Raw genomic sequence first — 19,147 nt, 5'->3', positions numbered from 1 at the left:
ATTGACATGAGCACCACTGCTGCTTCCTTGGCCACCCCGACCACGCCACGCGGCCAGCGCCCCCGACGGCCGCTGGTCACGCCCGCCCGCATCGGCATCTACGCCTTCTTGCTGTCCACCTCGGCGTTTTTCCTGCTGCCGCTGTACGTGATGGTGGTGACCTCGCTGAAGTCGCCCGAGGAGATCCGCCAGGCATTGCTGTTCGCCTGGCCCGCCTCGCCGCAGTTCGGCAACTGGAAGGAGGCGTGGTCCGGCGCCTGCATCGCGCTGGCCTGCGAGGGCATCCAGGGGGGCTTCTGGAACTCGATCCGGCTGGTCGTGCCGGCCACCATCCTGTCGGTCTTCCTCGCCGCGTTGAACGGCTACGCGCTGAGCTTCTGGCGCTCGCGCTGGGGCGACATCCTGTTCGGCATCATGCTGCTGGGCGCCTTCGTGCCCTTCCAGGTGATGATCTACCCGCTGGTGGCGTGGTTCCGCCTGGGCGGCTTCTACAACACCTACTGGGCGATCCTGCTGGTGCACTGCATCTTCGGCATGCCGGTGCTGACGCTGCTGTTCCGCAACTACTACATCGCCGTCCCGCAGGAGCTGTTCAAGGCCGCGCGCATCGACGGTGGCGGTTTCTGGCGCATCTTCTTCCAGCTGATGCTGCCGATGGCCACGCCGATGCTGATCGTGGCGACCATCCTGCAGGTCACCGGCATCTGGAACGACTACCTGTTCGGCCTGATCTTCGCCGGCAAGGACAACTACCCGATGACGGTGCAGCTCAACAACCTGGTCAACACCACGTTCGGCGAGCGCCGCTACCACATCGACATGGCCGCCACGATCCTCACGTCGCTGGTGCCGCTGGCGGTGTATTTCTTCTCCGGTCGCTGGTTCGTGCGGGGCATTGCTGCCGGCGCGGTCAAGGGCTGAGGGCTGATTCCTTTTTTTGACGAGATTGACGAGACCCCACCATGGCCAGCGTTCACATCGAGAACCTCGACATCGTCCTCGGCGGCAACACCATCCTGAAGGGCATGAACCTGGAGGTCGCCGACGGCGAGTTCCTGGTGCTGCTCGGCCCGTCGGGCTGCGGCAAGTCCACGCTGCTGCACACCATCGCCGGCTTCAACGACGTCGCCGAAGGCAGCATCCGCATCGGCGAGCGCGACGTGACCTGGGCCGACCCCAAGGACCGCGAGATCGGCATGGTGTTCCAGTCGTATGCGCTCTACCCGACGATGAACGTCGAGCGCAACATGTCGTTCGGGCTGCGGGTGGCCAAGGTGCCCGCCGCCGAAGTCGACAAGCGTGTGGCCAAGGCCGCCGAGATGCTCCACCTGACGGAGCTGCTCAAGCGCCGTCCGGCGCAGCTCTCCGGCGGCCAGCGCCAGCGGGTGGCCATCGGCCGCGCGGTGGTGCGTGACGCCAAGGTCTACCTGTTCGACGAGCCGCTGTCCAACCTCGACGCCAAACTGCGCGCCGAGCTGCGCCGCGAGCTGAAGCAGCTGCACCACCAGCTCGGCGCCACCATGGTCTACGTCACCCACGACCAGGTGGAAGCCATGACGCTGGCCGACCGGATCGCGGTGATGAAGTCCGGCGTGATCCAGCAGATCGGCTCACCCGCCGAGATCTACATGCGCCCGGTGAACCTGTTCGTCGCCGGCTTCCTCGGCTCGCCGACGATGAACACCATGCGCGGCACGCTGACCGAGCGCGGCGGTCGCATCGGTTTCGCGGGCGACGCGCTGAGCACCGATGTGTCGGCCTATCCCTTCGTGCTGACGCCGGGCAGCAGCCGCGAGGTGGTGCTGGGCGTGCGGCCGGAGCAGGTCCGCCTGAGCCACGGCGCCGGCCCCGACACGCCGCACACCGGCCAGCTCACGCTGATCGAGCCGCTCGGCCCGCAGAAGATCGTCTGGTTCACCTGCGGCGGCGTGCTGATGAGCGCGATCGCCGACGACCAGTGGGAAGGCCGGGTCGGTGAGCCGATCGCCTTCGGTTTCGACCTGCCGCGCGCGTCGATCTTCGACGCCAAGAGCGAAGCCCGCCTCTGAGCGAGCGCAGCCACAGGATTCGCCATGCCCCGTCCCTTGCTCCAGCAGCCGTTGCACGATGGCTGGCGGTTCCGTGTCGCCGATGCGCGGCTGGGTGACACGGAACAGTTCACCGCGACCGACGGCTGGCACGCGGCCACGGTCCCCGGCACCGTCTACCAGGATCTGATCGACAGCGGCGCCCTGCCCGACCCGCTCGTCGGCCGCCAGGAAGCCGCCGTGCAGTGGGTCGCCGAGCGGGACTGGTGCTACCGGCTCGACTTCGAGGTCGGCGCGGACGCGCTGCGGGCACAGGTGGCGCTGGTGTTCGAGGGACTGGACACCTTCGCCCGGGTCTGGCTCGACGGCCAGCCGCTGGCCGAGAGCGACAACATGTTCGTGCCGCTGCGCGCGGACCTCACCGACCGCCTGCCCCACGCCGGGCCGAGCCGGCACACGCTGTGGATCCGCTTCGACAGCGCGCTGCGCCGCGGCCGCGCCCTCGAAGCCCACCACGGCGCCCGCCCGCTGTGGAACGGCGATCCGAGCCGGCTCTATGTGCGCAAGGCGCCCTACCACTACGGCTGGGACTGGGGCCCGACGCTGCTGACCTGCGGGCCGTGGAAGGCGATCCGGCTGGAGTCGGCCGACCTGCGCATCGCCGAGCTGGCCAGCCCGGTGATGCTGAGCGACGACCTCGGCCATGCCCGCATCGACCTGAACACCCGGCTCGACGGCGACCTGTCCGGCACGTTGACGCTGGAGCACACGCTGCACGACCCCGCCGGCACGCCCGTCGCCACGCACCGCAGCCCCGCCACCGCGCAGCACACCACCGCGCTGTCGGTGGACACGCCGCAGCTCTGGTGGCCCGCCGGCCACGGCGCGCAGCCGCTCTACACGCTGCACACCCGGCTCGTGCGCGCCGACGGCACCGTGCTCGACGCGCAGCAGCGCCGCCTCGGCCTGCGCCGGCTGCGGCTGGTGCAGGCGCCGGTGGCGGGCGAAGCCGGGCGCAGCTTCGTGTTCGAGGTCAACGGCGTCGAGGTCTTCTGCGGCGGCGCGAACTGGATTCCCGACGACAACCTGCTCAACCGCATCACCCCGGCGCGCTACCGCGAGCGCGTGCAGCAGGCGGTGGACGCGCACCTCGTGATGCTGCGCGTCTGGGGCGGCGGGATCTACGAGGACGACGCCTTCTATGACGCCTGCGACGCGCTGGGCGTGCTGGTGTGGCAGGACTTCGTGTTCGCCTGCGGCCTGTATCCGGCGCACCCGGCGTTTGTCGCCAGCGTCGAGGCCGAGGCACGCGCCGCGATCACCCGGCTGCGCCACCGGGCGAGCCTGGCGCTCTGGTGCGGCAACAACGAGGACTACATGCTCGCCGAGGCAGTCGGCGCCTACGGGCCGGGCGGCGACCTCTCGCGCTTCGAGGCGCGGGCGCTCTACGAACAGGTGCTGCCGACGCTGTGCCACGCGCTCGACCCGGGCCGCCCCTACTGGCCCGGCAGCCCGTACACCGCCAGCACTGGCGCGGAAGCGACCGTGGCCGGCAGCGGCGTGCGCCCGTCGCAAGACCCCACCGCCGGCGACCGCCACAGCTGGGAGGTCTGGCACCAGCTCATGCTCCCGTACCAGCGCTATGCCGAGGTCGGCGCGCGCTTCGTCAGCGAGTTCGGGATGCAGTCGCATCCGTCGATGGCGGTGCTGGAACACGCCATCCCCGCCGAGGAACGTTTTGCTGGCAGCCGCACGCTGCAGTGGCACAACAAGGCGTTTTCGCCCGTCGGCGCCGACGGGCACCGCCGGCTGGCCGTCTACCGCGCCGACACGCTGCGCCACCCGGACACGCTGGCCGCCGAGGTCTATGCCACCCAGTTCGTGCAGGCCGAGGCGATGCGCCACGCCTACGAAGCCTTCCGCCGCCGCTGGCAGGTGCCGGGCGCACGCGGCTGCGGCGGCGCGCTGGTCTGGCAGCTCAACGACTGCTGGCCGGTGACGAGCTGGGCCATCGTGGACAGCGCCGGCACGCCCAAGCCGGCGTGGCACACCATCCGCCGCGCGATGGCGCCGCTGGCCTGCGCCGTGCGGCGCGGCGCGGCGGGCGTGGCAGCCTGGGCGATGCACGCGGGCGCGCAGCCGCTGGCCGTGCAGGCACGCTGGCGGCTGCACACGCTCGACGGCGACACGGTGGACGACGTGGTCACCCCCGTGAGGCTGGCCGCCAATGCCACCACCGAACTCGTGCCACCGTCGGCGTGGTCGATGGAGCCGGAGCGGCCGCTGGTGGCCTCGCTCTGCCTCAGCGACGGCCTGGGCGAGGACCGCGGCGACGTCCTCGCCCGCGCTCTGGCCTGGCCCGAGCCTTACCGCTGGCACCACTTCCCCGATCCGCAGTTCCAGATCGCCACCGACCCGGACGGCACCGTCACCGTGCAGGCCACGCGGCCCGCCAAGGGCGTGTGGCTGGAGGTGGCGGGCGCACCGGGCGCGCGGTTAGAGGACAACTTCCTCGATCTGCTGCCGGGCGAGGTGCGGCGGCTGAGGGTGACTGGGGTTGAGGGAAAACCCAGTGCGATCATCGCGGCCTGTCTCAACACTGTGCAGGGCCCGCTGGGGTGACCTGCCACCCCTTTCGATGAGCACCATCAAGGATGTCGCCCGGCTGGCCGGCGTCGGCGTGGCGACCGCTTCGCGCGCGCTGTCCGGCAACGGCTCGGTGTCCGAGGACACCGCCCAGCGCGTGCGCCAGGCCGCCACCGCGCTCGACTACCGCCCGTCCATCACCGCCCGGGCGCTGTCGCTGCAGCAATCCAGCGCCATCGGCGTCTATGTCCCCGGCTTCGACGGCCATTTCTACTCGGGCATCGTCGCCACCATCGACGGCGTGCTGCGCACCGTCGGGCGCCACATGATCGCCGCCAATGGCTGCGGCACCGGCTCGACCCGCCAGCTCGACCTCGACGGCATCGACTTCCTGATCGGGCGTGACTGCGACGGCCTGATCGTGGCGTCCAACAGCCTGGACGACGACGACCTGGAGCGGTTGATGGCGCGTGTGCCCAACCTCGTGGCAGTGAACCGCGCGCTGGCGGCCCACCGCGACAACAGCTTCTGCGCCGACCACCGCGCCGGTGGCCGGCTGGCGGCGCGGGCACTGCTGGCGCGCGGGCACCGGACCATCGCCACCGTGCGCGGCCCGCGCGACACGCCCGACAACGAGGCCCGCCTGAACGGCTTCCGCGACGAGCTGGCACACCACGGCGTCGCCATCCGCCCCGAGCACAGCGCCGACGGCGCCTTCGACCTGCGCAGCGGCGACGCCGCCGCACAGCAGTTGCTCGCCGCCGCCCCCGGCCAGCGCCCGGCCTTCACCGCCGTGTTCGTCGCCAACGACGTGATGGCGCTGGCCGTCATCAGCCGGCTGGCGCGGACCGGGCTGCGCGTGCCCGAGGACGTGTCGGTGCTCGGCTACGACGACGACGACTTCGCCCCCTACACCTCGCCAGCGCTGACCACGATCCGCATCCCCACCGCCAGCGTGGCCACCAACGCCTGCCGGCATGTGCTCAACCTCTGCTACGGGCTCGACCTGCCCGTCGTGCGCGACTTCCCGCCGGAAGTCGTCTGGCGCGCCTCGGTCGGCCCCGGGCCGCACCCCCCGATGGAATTGCCATGACCCCTGACGCCCCGTCCCGCCGCGCCGCGCTGCCCATCGGCATCATCGGCTGCGGCAACATCTTCCCTGCCTACCTGAAGACGCTCTCGCGCTGCCGCCGCGTGCGCATCGTCGCCATCGCCGACGCCAACGCCGAGCTGGCCGCCCGCCGCGCCGCCGAACACGGACTGACCGCGCTGTCCATCGACGACCTGCTCGCCAGCGACGCACAGATCATCCTCAACCTCACGCCGCCGCAGGCGCACCACGCGGTTGGCCTGCGGGTGCTGCACGCCGGCAAGCACTTCTTCACCGAGAAGCCGCTGGCCGCCACCTTCGAGCAAGGCCAGGAACTCGTGGCGCTGGCCGCCGCCAAGGGCCTGCGGGTCGGCTGCGCGCCGGACACCTTCCTCGGCGCGGCGGGACAGGCGCTGCGCGCGCTGGTCGACGCCGGCACCGTCGGCCCGATCCGCCACGGCACGGCGCAGTTCATGAACCATGGCCCCGACCACTGGCACCCGAATCCCGCCTTCTTCTACCAGCCCGGCGGCGGCCCGCTGCACGACGTGGGCGTCTACTACCTGACGCACCTCGTCCACCACCTCGGCCCGGTCGCCCACCTCACCTCGACCAGCCACACCACGCACAACCCGCGCACCGTCCCGCTCGGTGCCCGGGCGGGCGAGCAGTTGCCGGTGGCGGTGCCGACGCATGTGGTCACGCAGCTCGCCTTCGCCAGCGGCGCGCACATCGTGCTGACCTCCAGCTTCGACGTCTGGCGCCACACGCACACGCCGATGGAGCTGTACGGCGACGACGGCACGCTGCTCGGTGCCGACCCGAACCAGTTCGGCGGCACCGTGCGCCACAACCGCCAGACCGGCGAGTTCACGCGCGCACCGGGCGGGCGGCTCTACACCACCAACAGCCGCGGCATCGGCCTGATCGACATGGCGCTGGCGCTGCAGGAAGGCCGCCCGCACCGCTGCAGCGCCGAGATGGCGCTGCACGTGCTGGAGGTCATGGACCGCGCCCTCGACGCCGGCCGCACCGGCCAGCCCATCGCCCTCACCACCCGCTGCGAGCGCCCGGCGCCGCTGACGGGCAAGCTGTTCTGAACCGAACCCCCTCGGGAGATCCCCCATGAAACTCTCCGTCCAGCTCTACTCCCTGCGCGAAGCGGGCGACCTCGACACGCAGCTCGCCATGGCCCGCGCCGCCGGCTTCAAATGGGTCGAATCGGTGGCCAGCCACGGCCTGCCGCCCGACACCTTCGCGGACAAGGTCGCCGCGCACGGCCTGCGCGTGTCGTCGATGCACGTCAGCCTGGCGATGGTCGAACAGGATCTGCAGACCGTCATCGACACCTGCCACGCTACCGACTGCCGGCTGGCGATCATGCCGTGGCTGCCGATGGGCGAGCGGCCCGCCACGGCCATCGGCTGGCAGGCGCTCGGCGCTCGGCTGGCCCGGGTCGGCGACAAGCTGGGCGCTGAAGGGCTGCGGCTGGCGTACCACAACCACGAGTTCGAGTTCCTGCAGTACAGCGGCCGCAGCGCGCTGGACTGGATCTTCAGCACCGCCAACGCCCGCCAGCTCGGCTGGGAAGCCGACCTCGGCTGGGTCGCCCGCGCCGGCCTGGACCCGATGGCCACGGTGGTCCCCTACGCCGACCGGCTGGTGGCCATCCATACCAAGGACATCGCCGAGCCGGGCACCGCCCCGGACGAGGACGGCTGGTGCGCGCTCGGCCAGGGCATCGTGCCGTGGCCGGCGCTGCTGGCCGAGCTGCAGCAGCGCGTCAGCCTGTTCGTGCTCGAACACGACAAGCCGAAGGACCACGCCGCGATGCTGAAGACCAGCTTCGACTTCATGCACCAGCACCTGATCGCCAACTGAGCCGGGGGCCTTGCCATGACCACGACCTCCCCGATCCGCGGCCCCGGCGTCTTTCTGGCGCAGTTCGCGGGTGATGCTGCGCCGTACCACTCGCTCGACGCCCTGGCCGGCTGGGCGGCGGGCCACGGCTACACGGGTGTGCAGATCCCGAGCTGGGACACGCGGCTGATCGACCTCGCGCGGGCGGCCGAGAGCCAGACCTACTGCGACGACCTGTGCGGCCGGCTCGCCGACCACGGCCTGCAGATCACCGAGCTGTCCACGCACCTGCAAGGCCAGCTCGTCGCCGTCCACCCCGCCTACGACGCACCGATGGACGCCTTCGCCCCCGAGGCGGTGCGCGGCAAATACGCCGAGCGCACCGAATGGGCCAAGCAGCAACTGCACCTCGCCGCCAAGGCGTCGCGGCGGCTCGGGCTGACGGCGCACGCGACCTTCAGCGGCGCGCTGGCGTGGCCGTACCTGTATCCGTGGCCGCAGCGCCCGGCCGGGCTGATCGAAGCGGCGTTCGACGAACTCGCAGCGCGCTGGCGGCCGATCCTCGATGCATTCGACGAGGCGGGCGTGGATGTCTGCTACGAGGTGCATCCGGGCGAAGACCTCTGCGACGGCGCGAGCTACGAGATGTTCCTGGAACGTGTCGGCAACCACCCGCGCGCCAACCTGCTGTACGACCCGAGCCACTTCGTGCTGCAGCAGCTCGACTACCTCGCCTACATCGACTGCTACCACGAACGCATCAAGGCCTTCCACGTCAAGGACGCCGAGTTCCGCCCGACCGGCAAGCAAGGCGTGTACGGCGGCTTCCAGTCGTGGAAGGACCGCGCCGGGCGCTTTCGCTCGCTCGGCGACGGGCAGGTGGATTTCCGCGCCATCTTCTCGAAGCTCACGCAGTACGGCTACACCGGCTGGGCGGTGCTGGAGTGGGAGTGCTGCCTCAAGCACCCCGAGCAAGGCGCGGCCGAAGGCGCGCCGTTCATCCGCGAGCACCTGATCCGCGTGGCCGACAAGGCTTTCGACGACTTCGCCGCCAGCGCCACGAACGACGCGGCCAACCGCCGGATGCTCGGCCTGGAGCCACGGGCATGAGCCCGACTGCGGCACCCCGTCGCCTGCGCCTGGGCATGGTCGGCGGCGGGCAAGGCGCGTTCATCGGCGCGGTCCACCGCATCGCGGCCCGGATCGACGACGACTGGGAGCTGGTGGCCAGCGCGCTGTCGTCCGACCGGGAGCGCGCCCGCGCCAGCGGCGCCGAACTGCGCATCGACCCGGCACGCTGCTACAGCGACTTCCGCGAGATGGCCCGTGCCGAGGCGGAACGCACCCGACACGGCGGCGACGGCCTCGACGCAGTGGCCATCGTCACGCCGAACCACCTGCATTTCCCGGTCGCCTGCGCCTTCATCGAGGCGGGCATCCATGTGATCTGCGACAAGCCGCTGACCACCAACCTCGCCGACGCGCAGCACCTGCAGGCGCTCGTGCAGCGCCACGGCGTGCGGCTGGCGCTGACGCACAACTACACCGGCTACCCGCTGATCCGCGCCGCCCGGGCGCTGGTCGAGGCGGGCGAGCTGGGCGAGGTGCGCATCGTGCAGGTCGAATACGCACAGGACTGGCTCGCCCAGCCGCTCGAAGCCTCCGGCCAGAAGCAGGCCGCGTGGCGCACCGACCCCGCGCTGGCCGGCCCGGCAGGTTGCCTCGGCGACATCGGCACCCACGCCGCGCAGCTCGCCGAGTTCGTCACCGGCCAGTCGCCGCAGCAGCTCAGCGCCGAGCTGGTCAGCTTCGTGCCCGGCCGGCGTGTCGATGACCATGTGCAGGTGCAACTGCGCTACGCCAGCGGCGCACGCGGCATGCTCTGGGCCAGCCAGGTCGCCACCGGCGAGGAAAACCACCTGCGCCTGCGCGTCTACGGCACGAAGGCCGCGCTGCACTGGGACCAGGAGACGCCCAACGAGATGACCTGGCACCCCGCCGGCCAGCCCGCGCAGCGCCTGACCCGTGGCATGGCGTCGCTGTCCGCCGTGGCCGCCGCCGCGACCCGCACCCCCGGCGGCCACCCCGAGGGCTACCTCGAAGCCTTCGCCCAGCTCTACCGCGACTTCGCCCGCGACCTGCGCCACCTCGACCAACCGGGCAGCGTGCCAGGTGTGGACGACGGCGTGCGCAGCCTCGCGTTCGTGGAGACGGTCCTCGCCAGCGCCGCCCACGACGGCGCCTGGACCGCCCTCCCCACCCCCTGACGCTCCCCCCTCCGTCATGCCCGCGCAAGCGGGCACACACGCACACCCCCCCATGACCACCCCCCACCTCCCCGCCCTGCTCGACGCCATGACCCTGGAAGAGCAAGTCAGCCTGCTGACCGGCGCCGACTTCTGGACCACCGTCGCCATCCCGCGCCTGGGCATCCCCGCCGTCAAGGTCACCGACGGCCCGAACGGCGCCCGTGGCGGCATCTTCAACGGCGGCCCGCAGACCGCGTGTTTCCCCATCGCCATCGCGCTCGGCTCGACCTGGGATCCGGCGCTGGTCGCCGAAGCGGGTCAGGCGCTGGCCGAGGAGTCGCGGCTCAAGGGCGCGGGCGCCCTGCTCGCGCCGACCGTCAACCTGCACCGCTCGACGCTCAACGGCCGCAACTTCGAGTGCTACTCCGAAGACCCGCACCTGACCGGCGAGATCGCCTGCGGCTACATCCGCGGGCTGCAGTCGGGTGGCGTGGCCGCCACCATCAAGCACTTCGTCTGCAACGACAGCGAGGTCGAACGCATGTCGATCGACTCGGTGGTGGGCGAGCGCACGATGCGCGAGCTGTACCTCGTGCCCTTCGAGAAGGCGGTGAAAGAAGCCGGCGTGCAGGCGGTCATGACCTCCTACAACCGCATCAACGGCCTGTTCGCAGGCGACAACGCGCCGCTGGTGCGCGACATCCTGCGCGGGCAGTGGGGCTTCGACGGGCTGGTGATGTCGGACTGGTTCGCCGAGCACACGACCGGCAAATCCGCCACCGCCGGCATGGACCTGGAGATGCCCGGCACGACGCGCCACCGAGGCGAGGCGCTGGTGCAGGCGGTGCGCGAGGGCCGCGTGCCGGCCGAGGACGTGCGGGCGTGCGCGGGGCGGGTGCTGCAGTTCGTCGAGCGGCTCGGCGGCTTCGCGTCGCCCGGCATCCCGGAGGAACGCGCCGAGGACAGCCCCGCGCGCCGCGCACTGATCCGCCGCCTCGGCGCGGCGGGCAGCGTGCTGCTGAAGAACGAGGGCGGCCTGCTGCCGCTGGCCGGCACGGCGCGCACGCTCGCGCTGATCGGCCCGAGCGCCGAGACGGCGCGCATCATGGGCGGTGGCAGCGCCAACGTGAACGCGCTGCACCGCGTCACGCCGCGCCAGGGCATCGAGGCGCAGACCGACGCGACGATCCTGAGCGTGGCGGGGGCGGACTGCTACCGCTGGGTGCCGGTGCTGAACCAGCCGATGGCGGTGGACTTCTACACCTCGACTGACCTGAGCGGCGAGCCGGCGGTCCAGGCGGTCTACCTGAGCACGGAGAAGCTCTGGGCCGGCGCGGTGGAGGACGGCATCGACCCGCTGCACTTCTCGGCCCGCGCGACGCTCACCTTCGTGCCGCCGGCCGACGGCGACTACCAGGTCTCGATCACCAGCGCGGGCCTGAGCCGCGTGCTGTTCGACGGCGTGCAGGTGGTCGAGGCGTGGGAGAGCTGGTCGCGTGGCGACACCTACTTCACCTTCGGCTGCGCCGAGCGCATCGTCAGCCAGCCGCTGCGCGCCGGGGTGCCGGTGACGATCACGGTCGAGTTCTCGTCGCCGACCGAGGTGGACGTGTCGTTCAAGGCGCTGCGGCTGGGCGTGTACCTGCCGCGCGGCGAGTCGGACCTGGCCGCCGCCGAGGCCGCAGCGCGTCAGGCCGACGTGGCGCTGGTCTTCATCGGCCTGAACGACGAGTGGGACTGCGAAGGGCTGGACCGGCCGGACATGCAGCTCCCGCACGGCCAGAACGCGCTGGTCGAGCGCGTCGTCGCGGCGAACCCGAACACGGTCGTCGTGCTGCAGACCGGGGCGCCGGTGGAGCTGCCGTGGCTGGACAAGGTGCCGGCGGTGCTGCAGGCGTGGTACCCGGGCCAGGAGTGCGGCCACGCCATCGCCGACGTGCTGACCGGCGCGGCCGAGCCGGGCGGGCGGCTGCCGCAGACGTGGCCGAAGCGGCTGGCGGATGTCGTCACGTCGAACGGCGACCCGCTGCGCTACCCCGGCGTGGGCGGGCGCGTGGTCTATGACGAAGGCGTGTTCATCGGCTACCGGCACCACGACTCGCACGGCGTCGAGCCGATGTTCCCGTTCGGGCACGGGCTGGGCTACACGGCGTTCCAGTGGGGCGCTGTGACGGTTGACCGCGCCAGCTTCGGGCCGGGCGAGACGGTCACGGTGTCGGTCAGCGTCACCAACACCGGCCCGCGGGCAGGCAGCGAGGTGGTGCAGGTCTACGTCACCGACCCGGTCAGCGGCGTCGAGCGGCCGGCGCAGGAACTCAAGGGTTTCGCCAAGCTGCACCTGCAGCCCGGCGAGACCGGCACGGCGACGGTCACGCTCGGGATGCGGGCGTTGGCGTGGTTCGACGAGGCGCGCGGCGGCTGGGTGGCCGAGGCGGGCGCGTTCGGGCTGAGGGCCGGGGCCTCGTCGCGGGACGTGCGCGGCGAGGTCGAGGTGGCGCTGACGGGCGAGTGGTTCGCGGCGGCTTGACCTCAGCGGGGTGACACCACGGCGGGACTCCCCTGCGACACGAGCGGAAAATCACCCGGTCGGCGCAGGGAGTCCACCGACAGGTCCACGTCCAGATCAGGCCAGTAGAGGTGGTTGGCAGTCGGGCGTTCGACGTGGATGATCTGCTCGACAGTGGCCTGCCGGAACCAGGGAAACTGCTCGAAGGGCAACAGCAGTTCCTCGTCGTCGTCCAGCAGCAGCCAGAAGCCGTGCCGCGAGATGTGGGTGACTTCAGCCGCCAAAGTGGTGTTTCCAAGCATCTTCAATCTCCTTCAGATGCGCCTGCACGACCGATTGTGCGTCGGTGATCTGGCGGGGTGTCATGCCCGTCGAGGTGGCCAGATGGACGACGGGCGTGAGCCAGAATTTCGCCTCTCCGTCGGGATGCGCCACATGGACATGAATACGCGACTCCTCACGAGAGAAGAAAAACAGCCGGAACGGTCCATCGCGGACAACAGTGGGAGCCATCGGAACACTGTAGCCGATCGGTGCTGGTCGTCGTCGGGCCCCGGACGAGGACACGACCGACATCAGCGATCCGGTCAGCGGCATAGCCCGGCCTGCGCGGCAAGCACCGTACAGTGCGGTGCACCGCAGCACGTTACCGAGGAGCCCCCATGTCCGCCCCTGCCCCGCTGAAATTCCACCCCCTCGGCTTCCCCTGGCCAACCCAAGACCCCTTCCTCTTCTGCGTCCACCACGACGACCGCTACCCCGCCGGCAACGGCCGCTTCGGCCCGGCGGCCGCGTCGCTGGCGGGTCGGCAGATCGGCAGCGACTTCTCCTGCCGCGACGGCTGGAGCATGTACCACGGCCAGACCGTGCCCGGCTTCCCCGCCCATCCGCACCGGGGTTTCGAGACCGTCACCCTCGTGCGCACCGGCCGCATTGACCACGCGGACTCCGTCGGCGCCGCCGCCCGCTACGGCGATGGCGACGTGCAGTGGCTGACCGCCGGGCGCGGCATCCAGCACGCGGAGATGTTCCCGCTGCTGTCCACCAGCGCGCCGAACCCGCTCGACCTGTTCCAGATCTGGCTGAACCTGCCGGCCCGCAGCAAGTTCGCAGCACCGCATTTCACGATGCTCTGGGCCGAGGCCATCACGCGCCGCACCGACGTGGACGCCGCCGGCCGGCGCACCGAGCTGCTCTGCGTGGCCGGCGCCCCGGACGGCATGGCCGCGCCGCCCAGCCCGCCGCCCGATTCGTGGGCCAGCGACCCGGCCGCCGATGTGGCGATCTGGACGCTCAAGCTCGACGCGGGGGCGCGGATGACGCTGCCCGCCGCGCGCGGCGGTGCGGCGACGAAGCGGCGGCTCTACTTCTTCCTCGGCGACGGTCTGCGCATCGCCGACCAGCCGCTGCCAGGCCACTGCGCGGTCGACGTGCCGGCCGAGCGCCCGGTCGAGATCGTCAATACCGGCACCGCGCCGGCCGAGTTGCTGATGCTGCAGGGCCGCCCGATCGGCGAGCCGGTGGCGCAGTACGGGCCGTTCGTGATGAATACCGAAGCCGAGATCCGGCAGGCGTTCATGGACTATCAGCGCACGCAGTTCGGCGGCTGGCCGTGGCCGGACACGGCGCCGGTGCATGGCACGGACCCGGCGCGTTTCGCCCGCCACACCGACGGCCGCACGGAGCAGCCGCCCGCCTGACCGCGCCCCGCCTCAGGCGCCGATCAGCCCGCCGTCGTCCTTGGTGATGACCACAGTCGCCGAGCGCGGGCGCTGGCCCGCCTCCGGCCAGCCGGCGTCGGGGTGCTGCAGGTTGACGAACAGCGTCCGGCAATCCGGCGCCACCACCGGCCCCGTCACCTCGCAGCCCTCGGGCGCCACCAGGAAGCGGCGCATCTGCGGCCCGCCCGGCGCCGTCGGGTCGCAGGCCAGCAACTGGTTGCGCGGCAGCCAGAGGCGCTCGCCGGGCGCGGCCTGGGTCATCGGCGTGGCGTCGGTGGCGATCCACATCACGCCGCGCGGGTCGATCGTCAGGCCGTCCGGGCTGCTGAAGGCGTCGCCCGGTGTCTCGCCGCCACCGAGCGCGAAGAGATCCCAGCCAAAGACCTCGGCCGCCAGATCGCCGCCGTGGCGCCAGCGCAGCAGGTGGCCGGTCGGGTTCGGGGCGCGCGGGTTGGCGGCGTCGGCCCCGGGCTGGCCGGGACGGCCGCGGGCGCTGTTGTTGGTGAGCGTGATGTAGACCTCGCCGGTGGCGGCGTCCACCGCCGTCCATTCCGGGCGGTCCATCTTCGTGGCGCCGAGCGCGTCCGCCGCCTCGCGGCTGCGCACCACCACCTCGGCCTGGTCGGCAAAGCCGCGCTCGGCCGTCAGCGGCCCCTGCCCGTGGACCAGCGGCAGCCAGCGCCCGCGCCCGCCGGCGTCGAAGCGGGCCACCGACAGCGTGCCGTGGTCGAGCAGGTCGCGGTTGGCCGCTGCGCCGCCGGGGCGGATCGGGTCGCGGCTGACGAAGCGGAAGATCGACTCGAAGCGCGCGTCCTCGCCCATGAAGACCACGGCGCGTCCGTCCTTCGACACCCCGACCGCCGCCCCTTCGTGGACCGCGCGCCCGAGTGCGGTGCGCTTGACCGGGGTGCTGGTGGCGTCGTGGGGGTCGATCTCGACCACCCAGCCGAAGCGGTGGAACTCGTTCGGGTGGCGGCGCAGGTCGAAGCGCTCCTCGTGGCGGTGCCACTGCGTCCAGTTGCCGTTGCTGCCGGTGGCGCCGCTGCGCAGGCCCCAGCGGCGGTGGTGCGCGTCCAGTTCGGGCGGCGGCTCGAAGTAGCCCTGGAAGTTCTCTTCACAGGTCAGGTAGGTGCCCCAAGGCGTGGCGTTGGCTGCGCAGTTGCCGAGGGTGCCAAGCACGCGGCGGGCCTCGGGATCGGCGGCGGTCTTCAGCAGCGCGTGGCCAGCGGCGGGGCCGGCCAGCCGCATCGGGGTGGTCGCCGTGATGCGCCGGGCGTGGCGCGACGGCCGCACCACGGACCAGCGCCCGTCGGCGTCCGCCTTTACCTCGACCACCGAGACACCATGCGCGGCCATCGACTTGGCGACCTGCTCGGCCGTGCGGGCGCCGCCGGCCAGCGACGCGGCATCGGCGTGCAGCACACGCTCGTCGGTGTACTCGTGGTTCAGCGCCAGCAGGCCGTGGCGGGCCGAGCCGGCGAGCGGGAAGAACGCCATGCCGTCGTGGTGCATGCCGGCCTGCTGGGTCTGGTCGGCAGCGGAATTGCTGGCATCCGGGCGCCACGCGGGCTGCGGACCAGCCTGTCCGGTCGGGTCGCCCCAGGCGTAGAGCACCCGGGCGGTGTAGCCGGGCGGCACGACCAGCGGCTCGGCGACGGTCATCGGCACGGCGCGGAAACCGATGCCACGCCCAAGCGACACCGCCGCCGCGCTGGTCGCCGCTGTCGCCGTCCAGGGCTGCACGCCCACCAGCAAGGCAGCCAGTCCGGCGCCCAGCGACTGGCGGCGGGACAGAAGCGGTTCGGCAAGGTCGGGCATGGGCATGGGCAGATTCGGCATGGCGCGACCATCTTGCCATCGCCTATGCTCCCGCGCATGTTGCACCACGGAATGCGTCTGTCCTTGACGCTGCTCATCGCCTGGCTGGCCGCGCAACTCTGTGTCCGCCTGAACACCCCGCTGCCCTGGATGATCGGCCCGCTGCTGGCGACGGCCGGGCTGTCGATGGCCGGGGCGCCGCTGCGGTCCTCGCGGCGGCTGCGCAATGGCGGGCAGTGGATCGTGGGCACGGTGCTCGGTCTGTACTTCACGCCGGCGGTGGCCGCACAGTCGCTCGCGCTGGCGCCGTGGATGCTGCTGGGGGCGCTGTGGGCGCTGCTGATGGGTTTCCTGTTCGGGCGCTGGCTGCTGTGGTCGCAGCCCGCAGGCACGGTCGATGCCACGACCGCGTATTTCGCCTCGGTGATCGGTGGGGCGTCCGAGATGGCGGCGTTTGCCGAGCGGGTCGGGGCACGGGTCGATCTGGTCGCGGCGGCGCATTCGCTGCGGGTGATGCTGGTGGTGATCGTGATCCCGTTCGGCTACCAGGCGCTGGGCCTGCACGGACACGATCCGGCTGCGGTGTCGGCGGTCGGGGTGCGCCCGGGGGGCCTCGTCGCGCTGCTGGGCGCCACGGCGGCCGGCGCGCTGGTGATGCACCGCCTGCGCCAGCCAAACCCGTGGGTGCTCGGCTCGCTGCTGGTGGCGCTCGGACTGACAGCGGCGGGGGTCGAGTGGACGGCAATGCCCGGCTGGCTGTCGGCCGCCGCGTAGTTGTCGATCGGCATCTCGCTGGGCACACGCTTCACCCCCGCCTTCCTGCACACCGCCCCGCGCTGGCTCGCCGCCACCGCAGCCGGCACGCTCGCGATGATCGCCGCCTCAGCCGCCTATTCCTGGCTGGTCGCGCAGGCGACCGGACTGGTCTCCGCCACCGTGCTGCTGGGCAACTCACCGGGCGGCATCGCGGAGATGTGCATCACGGCCAAGGTGCTCGACCTGGGAGTGGCGGTGGTGACGGGGTTCCACGTGGTGCGCTATGTGATCGTGCTGGTGCTGGCGGGGCCGATCCATGCGCGGTTTGTCCGGCCGCCGCTGCACTGAGCGGCCACCACGAAAAACGGCGACCGATTCTTCGGTCGCCGTCGCGGAATTCGCGGAAAACGTGCGCGCCGATCAGGCCGGAATGCGCAGCGTCTGCCCCGGATAGATCTTGTCCGGGTGGCTCAGCATCGGCTTGTTGGCCTCGAAGATCTTCGGGTAGAGGTTGGCGTTGCCGTACATGGCCTTGGCGATGCCCGACAGGGTGTCGCCACGCACGACGGTGTGCCAGCGCGATTCATCGGCCGGGGCGCTGACGGTCATCAGGTCGTTGACGCCGGTGACGCCAGCGACGTTGCCGCAGCACAGCAGCACCTTTTCCTTGGTCGCCTGGTCGGTTGCACAGCCCGAGACGGTGGCCTGGCAGGTGGTGCCGTCGAAAGCGACCTGCAAGCCATCGACATTCAGTCCCTGGGCACCGATGTACTTCTCGATGGCGGCAGCCGCGTTGGCATTGGCCGCAGCGAGCTTCTCCTGCGCAGCGACCGGATCCGGCGCAGTGGCCACTTCAGCGGCAGCTTTTTCCGGGTTGTTGCTGCCGAAGAGCTTCTCGCCGGCTTCCTTGATGAAACTCATCAATCCCATGGTCTTGATTCCTTCTGCGTCTGCATCTGCATCGGTGGGTACACAACGTGCCTTCGCGGCGCGTCCACGTGGGTTATAGACGCACTGCGCTCACCTGACAAGCGTGACTTGTTTCACCTTAATCAGCCCCATACCGCGGTATAGGGCATGCCGGACAGCAGAACGACATCAGAACGGAAGCACCGCGCCCACAAGAAAAAACGCCAACCGGCGGCGGTTGGCGTCTTGGCATTGCATGAATCGGGTGGTGCGCCCGGCTGGGATCGAACCAGCAACCCTTGGCTTCGGAGGCCAATACTCTATCCATTGAGCTACGGACGCAGCGAACGCGATTCTAGCAGTTATCGCAACGCAGCATGCACGCAACACGGGCGGACTGCATACGCCCCTTATAATTCAGCGGTTTTGCGCACCCTGCCTGCCCTGCACGCGATCAGTGCCCACACCGCGTTCAACAGCCCTGAGGAACCCATGAGCCAAGCCCACGACGAGCACGAGAGCCCGATCAAGACCCCCAAGCAACTCATCCTGGCGGTGATCTTCGCCTTTGTGGTGCCCATTTTTCTCATCGTCCTGCTGGTGAAGAACGTCGGCAGCGACACCCGTGCTGGCGCCGGCGCAGACGCGCTGAGCGAGGAAGCCATCGCAGCGCGCATCCAGCCGGTGGGCGCGGTGCACATCAAGCTGGAAGGCGGCCCGCTGAAGACTGGCGAAGAGGTCTACAAGGCCCAGTGCGTGGCCTGTCACGCGGCAGGTCTGGCCGGTGCCCCGAAGTTCAGCGATGCAGCTGCCTGGGGTCCGCGCAATGGCCAGGGCTATGACACCCTGCTGACGTCGGCGCTCAAGGGCAAGGGCGCCATGGGCGCTCAGGGCGGTGGCGATTTCAGCGATCTGGAAATCGGCCGCGCCGTGGTCTACATGGCCAATGCCGGTGGCGCCAAGTTCGAAGAGCCGAAGCCTGCAGCCGCCGCGGCTCCGGCCGACGCCGCATCGCAGTAAGCTGCCACACCCCGCAAGAAGCCGGTCACTGACCGGCTTTTTTCATGCCGGCGTTCAAGCCCTGCCGTGCCGCTGCGGACTCAGCTCGTGACCGCAGCGGGCCGGCAAGGCCGCGAACAGCACGTCCCGCGGCACCCACACGCCGCCGAGCACCGCATCCGCCGCCGCATCCATGTCCACCGAACGCACCAGACCGAGTCCGATCGGCGTGTGCAGGAACAGCCGGCCGTTTTCATCGACCAGCACCTCGTCCACCGATGGCACCAGACGCCCGGTCTGCGTCTCGACCTGGAACCGGCCGTCCACCCGCTGCACGCTGAAGACCCAGGGCGCCGCTTCCAGTTCGACGAACACCTTCTGCGGGCCATTCTGGAAGAACCAGCAGCCGTCGGCATCGGCCTCGTAGTTGCGCCCGATGAACTCGCGCAGCTTGTCGTGCAGGATGCGGCTGCCCTTCGACAGCGGGAACGGGCCGGCCGCCTGCGTGCGGTCGTCGCGCATGTACCAATCACCCCGCGCATCGAGCGCGAGCCAGCCCCGGCAGTCGGGCACGTTGGGCCATTTTTTCAGGGCCGCCTTGACGATGTCATCCATGCTGCAGATCT

At 70.9% G+C, this 19,147-nt stretch carries 16 protein-coding genes, 1 tRNA gene and 1 pseudogene; 12 read left to right on the top strand and 6 right to left on the bottom strand.

All coding sequences use genetic code 11. The annotated features are described in order from the left end of the window. Positions 1-6 precede the first annotated feature (6 nt). The 9 genes from U5O44_RS17465 to U5O44_RS17425 are packed head-to-tail and all read left to right on the top strand — an operon-like array spanning position 7 to position 12,339. Complete coding sequence (locus tag U5O44_RS17465; RefSeq protein ID WP_322589676.1) at positions 7-921, top strand: carbohydrate ABC transporter permease; 915 nt, start codon at positions 7-9, stop codon at positions 919-921. A 41-nt stretch (positions 922-962) separates the two neighbouring features. Then, complete coding sequence (locus U5O44_RS17460) at positions 963-2,048, top strand: ABC transporter ATP-binding protein (protein ID WP_322589675.1); 1,086 nt, start codon at positions 963-965, stop codon at positions 2,046-2,048. Between the two features lie 24 nt (positions 2,049-2,072). Further along, positions 2,073-4,649, top strand: a complete 2,577-nt coding sequence (locus U5O44_RS17455; protein WP_322589674.1) for a beta-mannosidase — start codon at positions 2,073-2,075, stop codon at positions 4,647-4,649. Positions 4,650-4,665: 16 nt separating this feature from the next. Next, positions 4,666-5,706 carry a LacI family DNA-binding transcriptional regulator gene (locus U5O44_RS17450; RefSeq protein WP_322589673.1) on the top strand — a complete coding sequence of 347 codons (1,041 nt, stop codon included), beginning with the start codon at positions 4,666-4,668 and terminating at the stop codon, positions 5,704-5,706. Next, the gene (locus U5O44_RS17445; protein ID WP_322589672.1) at positions 5,703-6,803 is read left to right on the top strand and encodes a Gfo/Idh/MocA family protein; all 1,101 of its coding nucleotides are present in this window, start codon (positions 5,703-5,705) and stop codon (positions 6,801-6,803) included. The genes U5O44_RS17450 and U5O44_RS17445 overlap by 4 nt, the downstream gene beginning before the upstream one ends. A gap of 25 nt (positions 6,804-6,828) precedes the next feature. Continuing rightward, a complete protein-coding gene (locus U5O44_RS17440) occupies positions 6,829-7,584 on the top strand; it encodes a sugar phosphate isomerase/epimerase family protein (protein ID WP_322589671.1) in 756 nt (251 codons plus the stop codon). A gap of 15 nt (positions 7,585-7,599) precedes the next feature. Continuing rightward, positions 7,600-8,673, top strand: a complete 1,074-nt coding sequence (locus tag U5O44_RS17435) for a sugar phosphate isomerase/epimerase family protein (protein ID WP_322589670.1) — start codon at positions 7,600-7,602, stop codon at positions 8,671-8,673. Beyond that, entirely contained in the window at positions 8,670-9,830 is a 1,161-nt protein-coding gene (locus U5O44_RS17430; protein ID WP_322589669.1) for a Gfo/Idh/MocA family protein, read from the top strand. The genes U5O44_RS17435 and U5O44_RS17430 overlap by 4 nt, the downstream gene beginning before the upstream one ends. Before the next feature lie 52 nt (positions 9,831-9,882). Next, entirely contained in the window at positions 9,883-12,339 is a 2,457-nt protein-coding gene (locus U5O44_RS17425; protein ID WP_322589668.1) for a glycoside hydrolase family 3 C-terminal domain-containing protein, read from the top strand. A 2-nt stretch (positions 12,340-12,341) separates the two neighbouring features. On the opposite strand, the gene U5O44_RS17420 is transcribed toward U5O44_RS17425, so the two are convergent. Next, a complete protein-coding gene (locus tag U5O44_RS17420; protein ID WP_322589667.1) occupies positions 12,342-12,620 on the bottom strand; it encodes a DUF2442 domain-containing protein in 279 nt (92 codons plus the stop codon). Next, the gene (locus tag U5O44_RS17415) at positions 12,592-12,831 is read right to left on the bottom strand and encodes a DUF4160 domain-containing protein (RefSeq protein WP_322589666.1); all 240 of its coding nucleotides are present in this window, start codon (positions 12,829-12,831) and stop codon (positions 12,592-12,594) included. The genes U5O44_RS17420 and U5O44_RS17415 overlap by 29 nt, the downstream gene beginning before the upstream one ends. Before the next feature lie 149 nt (positions 12,832-12,980). On the opposite strand from U5O44_RS17415, the gene U5O44_RS17410 reads away from it, so the two are divergent. Further along, complete coding sequence (locus tag U5O44_RS17410) at positions 12,981-14,018, top strand: pirin family protein (protein WP_322589665.1); 1,038 nt, start codon at positions 12,981-12,983, stop codon at positions 14,016-14,018. A 12-nt stretch (positions 14,019-14,030) separates the two neighbouring features. Here U5O44_RS17410 and U5O44_RS17405 read toward each other — a convergent pair whose 3' ends face one another. Beyond that, complete coding sequence (locus tag U5O44_RS17405; RefSeq protein WP_322589664.1) at positions 14,031-15,878, bottom strand: PhoX family protein; 1,848 nt, start codon at positions 15,876-15,878, stop codon at positions 14,031-14,033. A gap of 24 nt (positions 15,879-15,902) precedes the next feature. Here U5O44_RS17405 and U5O44_RS17400 point away from each other — a divergent pair. Further along, positions 15,903-16,961 (top strand): annotated as a pseudogene (locus U5O44_RS17400) (AbrB family transcriptional regulator). 72 nt (positions 16,962-17,033) lie between these two features. Here the strand turns inward: U5O44_RS17400 and lysM are convergent. Together lysM and U5O44_RS17390 are read right to left on the bottom strand one after the other, a co-directional pair. After that, a complete protein-coding gene (lysM, locus tag U5O44_RS17395) occupies positions 17,034-17,543 on the bottom strand; it encodes a peptidoglycan-binding protein LysM (RefSeq protein WP_322589663.1) in 510 nt (169 codons plus the stop codon). A 245-nt stretch (positions 17,544-17,788) separates the two neighbouring features. After that, positions 17,789-17,864 (bottom strand) — tRNA-Arg (locus U5O44_RS17390). Between the two features lie 150 nt (positions 17,865-18,014). On the opposite strand from U5O44_RS17390, the gene U5O44_RS17385 reads away from it, so the two are divergent. Next, a complete protein-coding gene (locus U5O44_RS17385; RefSeq protein ID WP_322589662.1) occupies positions 18,015-18,542 on the top strand; it encodes a c-type cytochrome in 528 nt (175 codons plus the stop codon). Positions 18,543-18,596: 54 nt separating this feature from the next. Here the strand turns inward: U5O44_RS17385 and U5O44_RS17380 are convergent, their stop codons facing one another. Further along, positions 18,597-19,136 (bottom strand): DUF2946 family protein, encoded by a 540-nt coding sequence (locus tag U5O44_RS17380; protein ID WP_322589661.1) that lies wholly within the window; start codon positions 19,134-19,136, stop codon positions 18,597-18,599. Between the last annotated feature and the right edge of the window lie 11 nt (positions 19,137-19,147).

The sequence above is a fragment of the Sphaerotilus sp. genome (genome assembly GCF_034519685.1).
GTDB lineage: Bacteria > Pseudomonadota > Gammaproteobacteria > Burkholderiales > Burkholderiaceae_C > Sphaerotilus.
Note: the sequence above shows the minus strand (reverse complement) of the source record. Positions and strands in the feature narration are given on the sequence as shown.

Excerpts from the sequence above, each read along its gene's own strand:
- U5O44_RS17465 (WP_322589676.1), top strand. The coding sequence starts at position 7 with ATGAGCACCACTGCTGCTTCCTTGGCCACCCCGACCACGCCACGCGGC.
- U5O44_RS17460 (WP_322589675.1), top strand. The coding sequence starts at position 963 with ATGGCCAGCGTTCACATCGAGAACCTCGACATCGTCCTCGGCGGCAAC.
- U5O44_RS17455 (WP_322589674.1), top strand. The coding sequence starts at position 2,073 with ATGCCCCGTCCCTTGCTCCAGCAGCCGTTGCACGATGGCTGGCGGTTC.
- U5O44_RS17450 (WP_322589673.1), top strand. The coding sequence starts at position 4,666 with ATGAGCACCATCAAGGATGTCGCCCGGCTGGCCGGCGTCGGCGTGGCG.
- U5O44_RS17445 (WP_322589672.1), top strand. The coding sequence starts at position 5,703 with ATGACCCCTGACGCCCCGTCCCGCCGCGCCGCGCTGCCCATCGGCATC.
- U5O44_RS17440 (WP_322589671.1), top strand. The coding sequence starts at position 6,829 with ATGAAACTCTCCGTCCAGCTCTACTCCCTGCGCGAAGCGGGCGACCTC.
- U5O44_RS17435 (WP_322589670.1), top strand. The coding sequence starts at position 7,600 with ATGACCACGACCTCCCCGATCCGCGGCCCCGGCGTCTTTCTGGCGCAG.
- U5O44_RS17430 (WP_322589669.1), top strand. The coding sequence starts at position 8,670 with ATGAGCCCGACTGCGGCACCCCGTCGCCTGCGCCTGGGCATGGTCGGC.
- U5O44_RS17425 (WP_322589668.1), top strand. The coding sequence starts at position 9,883 with ATGACCACCCCCCACCTCCCCGCCCTGCTCGACGCCATGACCCTGGAA.
- U5O44_RS17420 (WP_322589667.1), bottom strand. The coding sequence starts at position 12,620 with ATGCTTGGAAACACCACTTTGGCGGCTGAAGTCACCCACATCTCGCGG.
- U5O44_RS17415 (WP_322589666.1), bottom strand. The coding sequence starts at position 12,831 with ATGGCTCCCACTGTTGTCCGCGATGGACCGTTCCGGCTGTTTTTCTTC.
- U5O44_RS17410 (WP_322589665.1), top strand. The coding sequence starts at position 12,981 with ATGTCCGCCCCTGCCCCGCTGAAATTCCACCCCCTCGGCTTCCCCTGG.
- U5O44_RS17405 (WP_322589664.1), bottom strand. The coding sequence starts at position 15,878 with ATGCCGAATCTGCCCATGCCCATGCCCGACCTTGCCGAACCGCTTCTG.
- lysM (WP_322589663.1), bottom strand. The coding sequence starts at position 17,543 with ATGGGATTGATGAGTTTCATCAAGGAAGCCGGCGAGAAGCTCTTCGGC.
- U5O44_RS17385 (WP_322589662.1), top strand. The coding sequence starts at position 18,015 with ATGAGCCAAGCCCACGACGAGCACGAGAGCCCGATCAAGACCCCCAAG.
- U5O44_RS17380 (WP_322589661.1), bottom strand. The coding sequence starts at position 19,136 with ATGGATGACATCGTCAAGGCGGCCCTGAAAAAATGGCCCAACGTGCCC.